General features: G+C 66.2%; 11 protein-coding genes and 1 riboswitch. Of the genes, 7 read left to right on the forward strand and 4 right to left on the reverse strand.

Annotated elements, in window-relative coordinates; translation table 11 throughout:
* The first annotated feature begins 261 nt into the window (after positions 1-261).
* Positions 262-777, forward strand: a complete 516-nt coding sequence (locus JQ627_RS14525; RefSeq protein WP_212484868.1) for a L,D-transpeptidase — start codon at positions 262-264, stop codon at positions 775-777.
* 54 nt (positions 778-831) lie between these two features.
* Here the strand turns inward: JQ627_RS14525 and JQ627_RS14530 are convergent, their stop codons facing one another.
* Both JQ627_RS14530 and JQ627_RS14535 read right to left on the reverse strand, forming a co-directional pair.
* Positions 832-1,422: a thermonuclease family protein gene (locus JQ627_RS14530; protein WP_212484869.1), complete on the reverse strand. Its 591-nt coding sequence runs from the start codon at positions 1,420-1,422 to the stop codon at positions 832-834.
* Between the two features lie 59 nt (positions 1,423-1,481).
* Positions 1,482-1,679 carry a DUF1674 domain-containing protein gene (locus JQ627_RS14535; RefSeq protein ID WP_212484870.1) on the reverse strand — a complete coding sequence of 66 codons (198 nt, stop codon included), beginning with the start codon at positions 1,677-1,679 and terminating at the stop codon, positions 1,482-1,484.
* A 188-nt stretch (positions 1,680-1,867) separates the two neighbouring features.
* Between JQ627_RS14535 and JQ627_RS14540 the strand changes: the two genes are divergently transcribed.
* From JQ627_RS14540 to purH, 3 genes are all read left to right on the forward strand, one after another.
* Positions 1,868-3,214: an RsmB/NOP family class I SAM-dependent RNA methyltransferase gene (locus JQ627_RS14540; protein WP_212484871.1), complete on the forward strand. Its 1,347-nt coding sequence runs from the start codon at positions 1,868-1,870 to the stop codon at positions 3,212-3,214.
* A 155-nt stretch (positions 3,215-3,369) separates the two neighbouring features.
* Entirely contained in the window at positions 3,370-5,088 is a 1,719-nt protein-coding gene (locus tag JQ627_RS14545) for a heparinase II/III family protein (RefSeq protein WP_212485105.1), read from the forward strand.
* Between the two features lie 57 nt (positions 5,089-5,145).
* Positions 5,146-5,227: riboswitch (ZMP/ZTP riboswitch) on the forward strand.
* Positions 5,228-5,252: 25 nt separating this feature from the next.
* On the forward strand, positions 5,253-6,845 hold the full coding sequence (gene purH / locus JQ627_RS14550) for a bifunctional phosphoribosylaminoimidazolecarboxamide formyltransferase/IMP cyclohydrolase (protein WP_212484872.1): 1,593 nt from the start codon (positions 5,253-5,255) through the stop codon (positions 6,843-6,845).
* 156 nt (positions 6,846-7,001) lie between these two features.
* Here purH and JQ627_RS14555 read toward each other — a convergent pair whose 3' ends face one another.
* Positions 7,002-8,387 (reverse strand): MFS transporter, encoded by a 1,386-nt coding sequence (locus tag JQ627_RS14555; RefSeq protein ID WP_212484873.1) that lies wholly within the window; start codon positions 8,385-8,387, stop codon positions 7,002-7,004.
* A gap of 103 nt (positions 8,388-8,490) precedes the next feature.
* Between JQ627_RS14555 and ggt the strand changes: the two genes are divergently transcribed.
* Both ggt and JQ627_RS14565 read left to right on the forward strand, forming a co-directional pair.
* Positions 8,491-10,239 carry a gamma-glutamyltransferase gene (ggt, locus tag JQ627_RS14560; RefSeq protein ID WP_212484874.1) on the forward strand — a complete coding sequence of 583 codons (1,749 nt, stop codon included), beginning with the start codon at positions 8,491-8,493 and terminating at the stop codon, positions 10,237-10,239.
* Between the two features lie 97 nt (positions 10,240-10,336).
* Entirely contained in the window at positions 10,337-11,632 is a 1,296-nt protein-coding gene (locus tag JQ627_RS14565) for an MFS transporter (RefSeq protein ID WP_212484875.1), read from the forward strand.
* Between the two features lie 34 nt (positions 11,633-11,666).
* Here the strand turns inward: JQ627_RS14565 and JQ627_RS14570 are convergent, their stop codons facing one another.
* Positions 11,667-12,332 carry a glutathione S-transferase family protein gene (locus JQ627_RS14570; protein WP_014490749.1) on the reverse strand — a complete coding sequence of 222 codons (666 nt, stop codon included), beginning with the start codon at positions 12,330-12,332 and terminating at the stop codon, positions 11,667-11,669.
* A gap of 147 nt (positions 12,333-12,479) precedes the next feature.
* On the opposite strand from JQ627_RS14570, the gene JQ627_RS14575 reads away from it, so the two are divergent.
* Complete coding sequence (locus JQ627_RS14575; protein ID WP_212484876.1) at positions 12,480-13,076, forward strand: DUF2239 family protein; 597 nt, start codon at positions 12,480-12,482, stop codon at positions 13,074-13,076.
* Positions 13,077-13,117 lie beyond the last annotated feature (41 nt).

The raw sequence follows: 13,117 nt of genomic DNA on the forward strand, positions 1-13,117 counted from the left end.
GTCTCCCCGAAATAACAGCCGTTCACACTCTCACGCACTTGTCAGGACGCACGGCGGGGCGCCCGCATCTTTCCAGTCGAGTGTTGTTTTCTTGTCATTTACTTTATTTTGAACATTTTCTTTGTTCCCGTGCTGGCTGGCCCCTGGTGACGGTGCGTGGAAACCATCCGGTTAACGGGCGCGGTTAAGAATATCCGGGCAAGCGGGCAATTGCCGGTTCTGCGTAATTTTGGACGATCCGTTCGGGGTAGGGGAAAATTGATGTCGATAAGGATTGCTGTGGCGCTCGCCGCCACCATCGGGGCAGGGGTCTTGATGTCGACGGCGGCGCAGGCGCGGCCGGAAATGGTGGGGGCGCATTTGGCCGACTATTCGCCGGGCACCATCGTGGTCAAGACCAACGAGCGGCGGCTCTATTTCATCCTCGATAACGGCCACGCCGTGCGCTATCCGGTCGGCGTCGGCAAGTCCGGCAAGCAATGGTCCGGCACCACCCGCATCGACGGCAAATATCGCAACCCGGCCTGGTCGCCGCCTGCGGAAGTGAAGCGCGACAAGCCCAACATCCCCGACGTCATTCCGGGCGGCTCGCCGCGCAATCCGATGGGCGTCGCCGCCATGACGCTGGCCGGCGGCGAATACGCAATCCACGGCACCAACGTGCCGGGCTCGGTCGGCGGCTTCGTGTCCTACGGCTGCATCCGCATGCTCAACGACGACATCACCGATCTCTACGGCCGCGTCTCGATCGGCACGACGGTGGTCGTAACGCGCTGATCGCCGGGATCAGGGCAGGACGGCGAGAGCCGCGTCTTACGACGCGGCTTTTTGTTACCAGAAGCGCCAGCTGCGCGCGCACCAGCCGTCGCGATGGCCGCCCTTGTAGCTGCGCACATAGCCGCCCGCGAGCAGCGCTGCCGACACATTGGCGGTACGTTTGGTCGCGACGTCGGCGAGAACGCGGCCATATTTGTCCTGGCCAAGATTATAGATCGTGACGCCGCCCTGGCCGAGCAGGTTGCGCAGCGCGTCGCTGGCGGCTTCGGCCTTGTCCAGCTCGGCCTGGCAGGACGCTTTCATTTCAGGCGCGTCGATGCCGCGCAGGCGAACCCGCGCGACGAGATCGCGCCCGTCGCGCTGATGCACGCGGGCGAGGAAAGTGTCGCCGTCAACGGTGCGGACGACGTCGACCGGTTGACGGCTGTCGGAATTGCCGGACTGCTGCAGGATGATTTCAGCATCGCGCGATTGTCCGTCATCCGCATGCGGAATGGGCCAGTTGGTCCCGTGGCGAAAGGTGAGCACGGCCGCCACCACGACGCCGACCACGAACATCCACGGCAACAACCCGGAGAAGCGGCGGCCGAACGGCGAGCCACTGTATGAGGGCCGGTATGGATGGCTGGGATCGAAGCGCGGCATCGGCGCACGCTAGGGCTGAGTCGGCTGAACCGGCAAGGGCGCCTCGAGAGAGAGGCGCCTCAAAAGTCCGAAGCGATACCTTTGCGCTCCCAATCGCCGTAGCGGGTGGGCTCGGGTCCCTTCGGTCCCTGCAATTCCTTGGGGGCCGCCTCGGCATGGGCCGCCGCAGCCTGCCGGCGCGCTTCGGCTTCGGCCAGCGCACGCCGGGCGGCCGGCGTGAGCTGCTTGCGATCGGGAACGGGCGGCTGGTCACTCATCTCGGCGGTTCCTAGCGCAGGATCACGGGGCGTGCGAGGTCCAATATCGCATTGCTGAAATGGTCGTGACGGGCTGTAAAGGCGAGAGGCCATTCTTACATTTGGCATATTCGCGTGCCAGAGATCGGTTTCTCGAGGCATGCGCCCATTGCGGCGGAACTGCCGCTCGCACAGAACCTTGCCTCCGCATGCCCTCTCAACGTTTTGCCCCTCCGTCCGAAGTGCCCGGTCTCGCGGCGCGGCGGATTGCCGCCGACATCGTCGACGGCGTCCTGCACAAGCACCGCACGCTTGACGATCAGCTCGACGGCGGCGGTGCCCATCCCGGATTGAAGACGCTTGCCGACCGCGACCGCGCGCTGATGCGCCGCCTGGTCGCGACTGTGCTGCGCCGGCTCGGCACCCTCGGCCACGTGCTGTCCCGGCTGCTCGACAAGGGCATTCCCTCAGAAGCGCCGCGCGCGCAGAGCGCACTCCTGATCGGCGCCGCCCAGATCCTCTGGATGGACGTGCCCGATCACGCCGCGGTCGATCTCTCCGTCCGTCTCGTGCAATCCGACCGGCGTGCCGCGCGTTATGCCGGCCTCGTCAATGCCGTGCTGCGCCGCTGCGCGCGCGAGGGCAAGGCGCTGGTGGATGAAGTTGCCAACCAATCGCTGGACCTGCCGCCCTGGCTGCTCGCGCGCTGGAGCGCGCATTACGGCGAGGCGACCGCGAGGGACATGGCGCTGGCGCTCGGCCACGAGCCCTCGCTCGACCTCACCGTCAAGTCGGATGCCGCGCAATGGGCAAGCCGCCTGCATGGCGAAACGTTGCCGACCGGGACGGTGCGGATGCTGCTGCACGGCTCGGTGACGGTGCTGCCGGGCTTTGCCGAGGGACAATGGTGGGTGCAGGACGCCGCCGCCGCGCTGCCGGCGCGGCTGTTCGGCGACATCAAGGGCAAGGCCGTTGCCGATCTCTGCGCTGCCCCCGGCGGCAAGACCGCGCAACTGGCACAGGCCGGCGCGCATGTCACGGCGATTGACCGCTCACCCGCCCGGGTGGCGCGTCTGCGCGAGAATCTGACGCGGCTGTCGTTCCAGGCCGAGACTGTCGTCGCCGACGCCGTGGAATGGACCGGCCCTGCCGAGGGTTTTGACGGCATCCTGATCGATGCGCCCTGCACATCGACCGGCACGATCCGACGCCATCCCGACGTGGCCTGGCTCCGGCAGGAATCCGACGTCGCCGCCCTGACCGCACTCCAGCAGCGGCTGCTGAAGAAATCCGTCTCGCTGCTTAAACCGGGCGGGACGCTGGTCTACTGCACCTGTTCGCTGGAACCCGAAGAGGGCGAGCAGGCAATCGCGGCGCTGCTGGCCGCGGAGGGCGGCCTGCGCCGTATGCCGATCGAGGCATCCGAGGTCTCGGGGCTCAGCGAGATCATCACCACCGAGGGCGACCTGCGCACCCTGCCCAGCCACCTGCCGAACGCCGATCCCAAGCTCGGCGGGCTCGACGGTTTCTACGCGGCCCGGCTCGTTAAATCCTGATTTTGCACCGGTTTTTGCGACGGCGCTGATTCGCGACACTTCAAGATGGTGTCGGCCGTCCGATTTTGGGATTAAGAAGGATTCGTCGCTAATCTTCTCCCCCTTCAAGGCAAGGCGTGTCGGTCGCTCAACGCAGACGTATCTCGACGCTGGTGATGAACCGCTTCGCGCGGAACATGCTCGCGCGCGCGAGTGGCGGTTCCGTTGCGCTGTCGCGGGTCTGGCCCGGCCGCACCGACCGGCTGATCATCGCGCCGCATGATTTGCGCACGGCAGATGCGACGCGGGCCGCCGAGATTTATGCGGGCCGCTTCGTCTTCGCCGGCAAGATCGTCAATTGCCACGGCCGCTCGATCTTCGATCTCGAACCGCCGTCGGAAGACTGGGAGGTCGCGCTGCTCGGCTTCGGCTGGCTGCGCCATCTGCGCGCCGCCGACACCGCGCTGACGCGGGCCAATGCGCGCGCGCTGGTCGAGGACTGGATCGCCAATCCCGCCAACAAGCGCCGCGCCGTCGCGCGGCGGGCCGACGTGCTGGCGCGGCGTGTGATCTCGCTGCTGTCGCAGGCGCCGCTGGTGCTCAACGACACCGACAACAAATTCTATCGCCGCTATCTGCGGGCGCTGACGCGCGAGATCCGCTTCCTGCGCTACACCATGGTCAACATTCCCGACGGTGTGCCGAAGCTCCAGGTGCTGATCGCGCTGTGCTACGCGGCGCTGTGCCTTGCCAACCAGGCGCGGCACATCCGCAGCGTCTCGAAAAAGCTCTCGGACGAGTTGCAACGGCAGATCCTGCCCGACGGCGGCCACATCTCCCGCAATCCGGGCGCCCTGATCGAGCTCTTGATCGACCTGTTGCCGCTGCGACAGACCTTTGCCGCGCGCAACATCGCGCCGCCGCCGGCGCTGCTCAACGCGATCGACCGCATGATGCCGATGCTGCGCTTCTTCCGGCACGGCGACGGCAATTTCGCGCTCTTCAACGGCATGAGTGCGACGCCTTCGGACCTGCTCGCCACGCTGCTCGCCTATGACGACACCCATGGCGCGCCGATGGCCAACATGCCGCATACCGGCTTCCAGCGTCTCGATGCCGGCCAGACCACTGTGATCATCGACACCGGCCCGCCGCCGCCGGCCGGCGTCAGCCACGACGCCCATGCCGGCTGCCTGTCATTCGAACTGTCTTCCGGCATCAGCCGCATCGTCACCAATTGCGGCATGCCGACCACCGGCCGCGACAATTGGCGACCGTTCGCGCGCGGCACCGCCGCGCATTCGACGCTGACCTATCACGACACGTCCTCATGCCAGTTCGTCGAGATGTCGGCGATGAAGCGGCTCCTGCACGGCTCACCCGTCACCAGCGGCCCGGTCGAGGTCGAGAGCTATCGCGAAATCGTTCAGAACGGCACGCTGCTCACGACCTCGCATGACGGCTATCTCGCGAAATTCGGCGCGATCCATCGCCGCGTGCTGATGGTTGCCAATGACGGCGCGCGCATCGACGGCGAGGACACGCTGTCGCCGCCGCAGGGCGGACGCTTCAAGGGCGCCGACGCCGATTTCGTGCTGCGCTTCCATCTGCATCCGGCGGTGAAGGCGAGCCGATTGTCGGATGCCCGCGGCGTCATGCTGGTGCTGCCGAATCGCGACGTCTGGACCTTTGACGCATTGGACGACAAGGTCGATCTCGAGGACAGCGTGTTCCTGGCCGGCAATGACGGTCCCCGCCGCACCGCGCAGATCGTGATCCGGCAGGATGCACGGCAGGCGCCCACGATCCGCTGGAGCTTTGTCCGCTCAAGCGCTTCGCCGGCCGTGACCAATGCCCGCCGCAACGCCCGGCGCGAGCCGGAACTTCCGCTGTAAACGCACGAATTCGGCCCATCTCGTCGTTGTGAAGGCCGTCGAAAACTGCTATCGAGCCCTCGCTCGCGCGACTGGCGACCTTGGATGGAGCACCATCGGGAAGCGCGGGACATATCCGCCGCGCGCCTGGGCATAGACACTCCTTAAGACAGAGGATCTTGCTCATGACTGACCATCCCCGTCGCGTCACCCGCGCCCTTCTCTCCGTTTCCGACAAGACCGGCCTGATCGAGTTCGCAAAGGCGCTTGCCGCGCATGATGTCGAGCTGGTCTCGACCGGCGGCACCGCGAAAGCGATCGCCGCGGCCGGCCTCAAGGTGAAGGACGTTTCCGACCTCACCGGCTTTCCCGAGATGATGGATGGCCGCGTCAAGACGCTGCATCCGAAGGTGCATGGCGGCCTGCTCGCGATCCGCGACAACAAGGAACATGCGGAGGCTATGAAGGCGCACGGCATCGCGCCGATCGATCTCCTCGTCGTCAACCTCTATCCGTTCGAGGCGACCGTCGACAAAGGCGCGGGCTTCGAGGATTGCATCGAGAACATCGACATCGGCGGCCCCGCGATGATCCGCGCCGCCGCCAAGAATCATGACGACGTCGCCGTCGTGGTTGAAGCCGAGGATTACAAGGCCGTGCTCGACGAGCTCGCCGCCAACAACGGCGCAACCACGCTGAAGCTGCGCCGACGGCTTGCCGCGAAGGCCTATGCGCGCACCGGCGCGTATGACGCCGCTATCTCGAACTGGTTCAACCGCCAGCTCGAGATCGACGCGCCGGACTTCCGCGCCTTCGGCGGAAAGCTGATCCAGTCGCTGCGCTATGGCGAGAATCCGCACCAGACCGCGGCATTCTATGCGACGCCCGACAAACGTCCGGGCGTCTCGACAGCGCGGCAGCTCCAGGGCAAGGAGCTCTCCTACAACAACATCAACGACACCGATGCGGCCTATGAGTGCATCGGCGAGTTCGACGCCAAGCGCACCGCGGCCTGCGTCATCGTCAAGCACGCCAATCCCTGCGGTGTAGCCGAAGGCTCCGACCTCGTCAGCGCCTATCGCAAGGCGCTGGCCTGCGATTCCACCTCGGCCTTCGGCGGCATCATCGCGATGAACCGCGCGCTCGACGCCGACACCGCGCGCGAGATCACGAAGATCTTCACCGAGGTGATCATCGCGCCCGATGCCAGCGAGGAGGCGATCGCCATCATCGGCGCGCGCAAAAATCTGCGCCTGCTGCTCGCCGGCAGCCTGCCCGACCCGCGCGCGCCGGGCCTCACCGCCAAGACGGTCGCCGGCGGGCTCCTCGTGCAGAGCCGCGACAACGCCGTGGTCGACGACATGACGTTCAAGGTCGTCACCAAGCGTGCACCGACGGACGCTGAAATGCGCGATCTGAAGTTCGCGTTCCGCGTGGCAAAGCACGTCAAGTCCAACACCATCATCTACGCCAAGGATCTCGCCACCGTCGGCATCGGCGCGGGCCAGATGAGCCGCGTCGATTCAGCGCGGATCGCGGCGCGCAAGGCGCAGGATGCCGCGGCTGAGTTGAAGCTCGCCCAGCCGCTCACCAAGGGCTCGGTCGTGGCGTCGGATGCGTTCTTCCCGTTCGCCGACGGCATGCTCGCCTGCATCGAGGCCGGCGCCACCGCCGTGGTGCAACCCGGCGGCTCCATGCGTGACGACGAGGTGATCAAGGCCGCCGACGAGCACGGCATCGCCATGGTGTTCACGGGCACGCGGCACTTCAGGCACTGAGTCGGTCGGCGGAGCGCACTGCCAGAGCTACGACGATTCCATCTACTCGGTCATTGCGAGCGCAGCGAAGCAATCCAGAACCTTTCCGCGGAGGAAGTCTGGATTGCTTCGTCGCTTCGCTCCTCGCAATGACGGAGGTGAGATCGCGTGGTGCGGCTAATCCCTCACCCGCATCAACAACCCCAGCCCCGCGACGAAGAACACCACCAGCACGGCCATGCCGGCCTTCTGGCTCGCCGTCACCGCAGTGATCATGCCGATCAGCAGCGGGCCGATGAAGGACGTCACCTTCCCCGTCAATGCGAACAGGCCAAAATACTGCGCGATGCGGTCCTTCGGCGCGAGACGGATCAGCAGCGTGCGCGAGGCGGCCTGAAGCGGGCCGCCGGCAGCGCCAATGAGACAACCCAAAACGAGATAAGCGCGCTCGGCCGCGCTCGAGAACAGAGGCGCGCCCGGAAGAGGCGGCGCGACCTTGACGAACAGGACACTGTCCTTGTCGACCAGAAGAATCGCCGCCACCGCCAGCAACAGAACAAGCAGGCTGCCGGCGATGACGCGCTTCGGGCCGAGGCGATCGTCGAGCTTGCCGCCAAGCCATGCGCCAAAGGTGCCCGCGATCGCGAGCATGATGCCGAAGGTGCCGATCTGGATCGTGTGCCAGCCGAAGGTACCGGCGGCATAGATGCCGCCGAACGCGAACAGCGACACCAGGCCGTCGGTGTAGATCATGTTGGCGAGCAGGAATGCCGCGAGCGATTTCTGCTGCGGCAGACCCTTGATCGATTGCTTCAGCTCGGACAATCCCGCCCGTAGCGCCTCGCGCACCGGGCGCTTCGCCGGATAATCCGGCGTGAACACAAACAATGGCGTCACGAAGATGATGAACCACAGCCCGGTCAGCGGTCCGACGATGCGATCGCCCTGATGGCTGACCGGATCGAGCCCGAACAGCGGCTTGAAGCCGAGCAGCGTGCGGCCGGTCTCGGGATTGGCGGCGAGGAAGCCGAGCACGATGATCAGGCTGACGATGCCGCCGATGTAACCCGTGGCCCAGCCGGTGCCGGAGAGCCGGCCGATCCGCTCAGGCGGCACCAGGGTCGGCATCATCGCGTTGTTGAAGACGGTGGCGAATTCCGCGCCGACGCTGGCGAGCGCGACCGCGGTGAGCAGCGGCGGAATGATGGCGGGATCGCCGGGCTTGCCGATCCACAGCGTGCAGGCCGCCAGCACCAGCAGCGCGCCAAATCCTGCGATCCACGGCTTCCTGCGGCCTGAGGCATCGGCAATGGCGCCGAGCACCGGCGACATCAGCCCGATCGCGAGACCCGCAGCCGCCATCGCAAAGCCCCACAACGACTGGCCGGTGGCGGGATCTGGCGCAATGCTGGTGGCGAAATAGGGTGCGAAAACAAAGGTCGTGATCAGCGTGAAATAAGGCTGCGCAGCCCAGTCGAAGAAAATCCAGCTGATGACGGCGGCGCGCGGCGGATAGGTCCGCTGCGCGCCGACCAAGCGCGCATCGGGGGCGATCGTCGTCATATTCCAGTCCCCATCACGAACAGTTTTGCCTCTGTGAGGGCAAACCGTATAGCATTGAAGCGACGCGTGTGAACTGCCCCATGGCCACGACGAAAGTTAGAAGATGTCGTCCTATCCGACACGGCGGACATTTTTCGCCTTCGTTGCCACTCTAGCGTTTGGTCTTGCGCCTGCGGCCGCGCAGGATGCGCGGCGGACCTATGTCCCACCCGCACTCGACACGGTGCACGCCGTTCCGTCCGAGCACGGCATGGTCGTGGCGCAGGAAAAGATATCGGCGCAAGTCGGCGCCGACATCCTGCGCCGCGGCGGCAATGCGGTCGATGCCGCGGTCGCCACCGGCTTTGCGATGGCAGTGACTTATCCGCGCGCCGGCAATATCGGCGGCGGCGGATTCATGGTGATCCATTCGGCCGAGCACAACGAAGACATCACGATCGACTATCGTGAAACGGCACCGGCTGCGACCACCCCGCAGATCTTCCTCGGCGCTGACGGCAAGCCCGATACGGCGAAGTCACGGGATTCGGCGCTCGGCATTGGCGTGCCCGGCACGGTGGCGGGTCTCGCGCTGGCGCTGGAGAAGCACGGCTCGGGCCGGTTCACGCTGGCACAGTTGCTCGAGCCCGCGATTACGCTCGCCCGCGACGGTTTTGTCGTCACCGACGACATTGCCGACACGCTGCCGAGTTGGCACCGGCGGCTCGCGCGCTGGCCCTCGTCGGCCAAAATCTTCTCGCGCCCCGACGGCACGCCGCTCGGCGAAGGCGACAGGCTGGTGCAGGGCGATCTCGCCGAAACGCTGTCGGCCGTCGCCGCACAGGGGCCGCACGGCTTCTATGAGGGGCCGGTCGCGGAAAGGCTCGCCAAGGCCGTGACTGACGCCGGCGGCATCATGACGCCGGCCGACCTGAAATCCTATTCTGCGGTGGCCCGTGCCCCGGTGCGCGGCACCTATCGCGGCTACGACATTGTCTCGATGCCGCTGCCTTCCTCCGGCGGCGTGGTGCTGGTGGAGACGCTCAACATCCTCGAGGGCTTTCAGCTCGCCGATCTGAAACAGGGGTCGCCGGCTTCGCTGCATCTGCTGATCGAATCCATGAAGCGTGCCTATGCGGACCGCGCGCGCTATCTCGGCGATCCTGCCTTCGTCAATGCACCGATCGGAACGCTCACTGCAAAGGACTACGCCGCCAAGCTGCGCGCTGGCATCTCCACCGATCGCGCTACGCCGTCGAGGCAGCTCGTCTCCGCCCCTCCCGCGCCGCGCGAGGGCACTAATACCACGCACTTTTCCATCGTCGATGCCGGCGGCAATGCCGTCAGCAATACCACCACGCTGAATTTCAGCTATGGCGTCGGCCTCGTCGCCGACGGAACCGGCGTGCTGCTCAACAACGAACTCGACGATTTCACTGCGGCGGTCGGCGCTTCCAACGCCTACGGACTCGTCGGTTTCGAGCCCAATCTGCCCGGGCCCGGCAAGCGGCCGTTATCCTCCATGTCCCCGACCATCGTGCTCAAGGACGGCAAGCCGGTGCTGGTGACAGGCTCGCCCGGCGGCAGCCGCATCATCTCGACCGTGCTCCAGGTCATCGTCAACGTGCTCGACTACAAGATGGATGTGGCCGCCGCCGTGGCGGCACCGCGGCTGCATCACCAATGGCTGCCGGACGAGGTTCGCATCGAGAGCGGCTTTCCCGGCGATGTGCTGTTCGAGCTGAAGGCGATGGATCACCTCATCGTCGAGCCGATGGGACAGACCTCGGCCAATTCGATTCTGGTGACGCCGAACGGCTCGCTCGGCGCGCCCGATCCGCGTACCCGCGGCGCGGCAGCCGCGGGACAGTAGTCTCGCCATTGCATGGCACGGGAGCGCCCGCCTGCTTGCGCGGGCTGCCCCGCGTGCTACCACCGCGCAGCTTTAAGGGACCGCCGGGGAAACGCACATGAGCACAACCGATCCGACCCAGCGCATTGAGCGCGCGGAGATCGAAGACACCAGCCTTCTCGCCTTCTACCGCGATATGAACGGGCCGGAGCGGCGGACGTTCTGGGCCTGCGCGGCGGGCTGGGCGCTCGACGGCATGGACTTCATGATCTATCCGCTGGTGATCGGCACCATCATCGCGCTGTGGAAGGTCGATGCAGCTTCGGCGGGGCTCGCCGGCACCGTGACGCTGCTGGCCTCCGCGATCGGCGGCTGGCTCGGCGGCTATCTCTCCGATCATATCGGACGTGTCAGGACGCTCCAGATCACCATCATCTGGTTCTCGTTCTTCTCGCTGGTCTGCGCGGTCGTGCAGAATTTCGACCAGCTCCTGATCGCTCGCGCCGTGCTCGGCCTCGGCTTCGGCGGCGAGTGGGCGGCGGGCGCCGTGCTGATGGGCGAGGCGATCCGGCCGCAATATCGCGGACGCGCAGTCGGCTCGGTGCAGTCGGGCTGGGCGGTCGGCTGGGGCCTCGCCGTGCTGTCGCAGGCGATCCTGTTCTCACTGATGCCGGCCGAGACGGCGTGGCGCTGGATGTTCGTGATCGGCGCGCTGCCGGCGCTGCTGGTGTTCTACATCCGACGCTCCGTCACCGAACCCGAGATCGCCGCCGAGGCCCGCGCCAAACAGGCTGCGAGCGGCGATCGTCCGGCGCTTTGGGAAATCTTCTCCGGCCCGATCCTGAAGACCACGATCCTGGCCTCGCTGATGGCGACGGGCTGCCAGGGCGGCTACTACGCCGTCACCTTCTGGGTGCCTCAGTTCCTGACCAAGGAGCGGCACCTGTCGATCGTCGGTTCGACCGGCTATCTCTCGACGCTGATCATCGGCTCCTTCGTCGGCTATCTCGTCGGTGCCTGGCTCGCGGATCGCATCGGCAGGCGCAACCTGTTCCTGATCTTCTCGATCGGCGCCATGGCCGTGGTGCTGCTCTACACGCAGCTGCCGCTCACCAACGAGATCCTGTGGGTGCTCGGCTTCCCGCTGGGCTTCTTCGCCTCGGGCTATTTCTCAGGCATCGGCGCATTCCTGACCGAGCTCTATCCGACGCGGCTGCGCGGCTCCGGCCAGGGCTTCTGCTACAATTTCGGCCGCGGCATCGGCGCGCTGTTTCCGTTCCTGGTCGGCGCGCTCTCGGCGACGACGTCGCTGGCGAACGCGATCGCGATGTTCGCGGTGGTGGCCTACGCGGTGTTCTTCATCGCAGCGTTCGCGCTGCCGGAGACGCGCGGCCGCGTGCTGCACGCAGACTAGTCGGGTGGCGTGGTCCCGGGGGCGGTGAGGAAATTTACCGCCCCACCTGATACGGCCCGCCCTTCTCCAGGGCTCTGGCGTACGCCGGCCGCGCGTGGATGCGCTCCAGGAATGCCATCGCCTTGGGATGGCCGAGCTCGAGCCCGCCACGCGCCTGGGCTGCTTCAAGCGGGAAGCTCATCTGAATGTCGGCGGCGGTGAACTCATTGCCGGCGAACCACTCGCTCTTGCCGAGCTCGCCTTCCCAGTAATCCATGTGCTGCTTGAGCTGCGGATTGACCAGCGCGGTGAGCGCCTGGTTGGAGACCTTGCGCACCAGTGGGCGAAGAAGCGCGGGCGCGCGCTTCGGCATCAGCGTGAATAGCAGCTTGAGCAGCAGCGGCTGCATCGCGGAGCCCTCCGCATAGTGCAGCCAATAGGTGAAGCGCAGCCGCTCCGGCGTGTTCGGCGGCGGAATCAGCCGGCCGTTGCCGTAGGTGGCGATGAGGTATTCGATGATCGCGCCTGATTCAGCGATGGTGTTGCCGTTGTCCGTGATGACGGGCGACTTGCCGAGCGGATGGATGGCGCGCAGTTCCTTCGGCGCACGCATGTCCGGCTGGCGCTGATAGCGCACGATCTCGTAGGGCACGCCCAGTTCCTCGAGCAGCCACAGCACCCGCTGCGAGCGGGAATTGTTGAGGTGATGAACGGTCAGCATCGTTGGGATCCCCCCGGCTAGGCGTGGTCGGTCGGCCGGTACGTGCCAGCCCGGGAACACAATGTCGAGCCATCCGGACGGATATTTTCACCCGGATATATTGACGCTGACAATTTACCCGGGTATTAAAAGGCCAACCTCATCAATATGGCAATGATCTCGATGCAAAGGACTTTCACAGCTTTCCAGGGCCAGCGCCGCCTGGCGTCCGGGTCGGCAGGAGAAGTCGCGCTGGTCGTCAAGCGGATGGCCCCACCGCCGGACGAGCCCATCATCATCTTCGAGGACGGCACGGGCCGATCGATCGACTTCGATCTGCGCGGCGGGGATCGGGAGGTGCTGGCGCGGTTGGCGAAGCTTGTCCCGCCCCCCGTTGAGGAGACCGTACCACCGAGCGAGCCGCGCGGTCGCGGTCGACCGAAACTCGGCGTGGTCGCGCGCGAGGTGACGCTGCTGCCGCGGCATTGGGAGTGGCTCGGCGCGCAGCCGGGCGGCGCCTCGGTCGCCCTGCGGAAGCTCGTCGATGAGGCAAGGCGCGCAAGCGGCGACAAGGACCGCGCGCGGCAGGCCCGCGATGCGGCCTATCACTTCATGTCGACCATGGCAGGTAACCTGCCGGCGTTCGAGGAAGCTTCGCGCGCCCTGTTCGCGGATGACCGGCGGCGCTTCACCGGACTGATCGCCGACTGGCCGGTCGACGTCCGCGACCACATCGTCAAGCTCGCCTACAGCGACCGCGCCTAGGCGCAGCCCTTTCTCTCACCCCATCGTCGGCCAAGCCGCGC

It is taken from the genome of Bradyrhizobium liaoningense (assembly GCF_018130785.1).
Lineage (GTDB): Bacteria > Pseudomonadota > Alphaproteobacteria > Rhizobiales > Xanthobacteraceae > Bradyrhizobium > Bradyrhizobium liaoningense_A.

Coding starts and splice junctions, on each gene's coding strand:
- JQ627_RS14540 (WP_212484871.1), top strand. CDS start 1,868: ATGCCCTCTCAACGTTTTGCCCCTCCGTCCGAAGTGCCCGGTCTCGCG.
- JQ627_RS14525 (WP_212484868.1), top strand. CDS start 262: ATGTCGATAAGGATTGCTGTGGCGCTCGCCGCCACCATCGGGGCAGGG.
- JQ627_RS14530 (WP_212484869.1), bottom strand. CDS start 1,422: ATGCCGCGCTTCGATCCCAGCCATCCATACCGGCCCTCATACAGTGGC.
- JQ627_RS14555 (WP_212484873.1), bottom strand. CDS start 8,387: ATGACGACGATCGCCCCCGATGCGCGCTTGGTCGGCGCGCAGCGGACC.
- JQ627_RS14545 (WP_212485105.1), top strand. CDS start 3,370: ATGAACCGCTTCGCGCGGAACATGCTCGCGCGCGCGAGTGGCGGTTCC.
- JQ627_RS14565 (WP_212484875.1), top strand. CDS start 10,337: ATGAGCACAACCGATCCGACCCAGCGCATTGAGCGCGCGGAGATCGAA.
- JQ627_RS14570 (WP_014490749.1), bottom strand. CDS start 12,332: ATGCTGACCGTTCATCACCTCAACAATTCCCGCTCGCAGCGGGTGCTG.
- purH (WP_212484872.1), top strand. CDS start 5,253: ATGACTGACCATCCCCGTCGCGTCACCCGCGCCCTTCTCTCCGTTTCC.
- JQ627_RS14575 (WP_212484876.1), top strand. CDS start 12,480: ATGGCAATGATCTCGATGCAAAGGACTTTCACAGCTTTCCAGGGCCAG.
- ggt (WP_212484874.1), top strand. CDS start 8,491: ATGTCGTCCTATCCGACACGGCGGACATTTTTCGCCTTCGTTGCCACT.
- JQ627_RS14535 (WP_212484870.1), bottom strand. CDS start 1,679: ATGAGTGACCAGCCGCCCGTTCCCGATCGCAAGCAGCTCACGCCGGCC.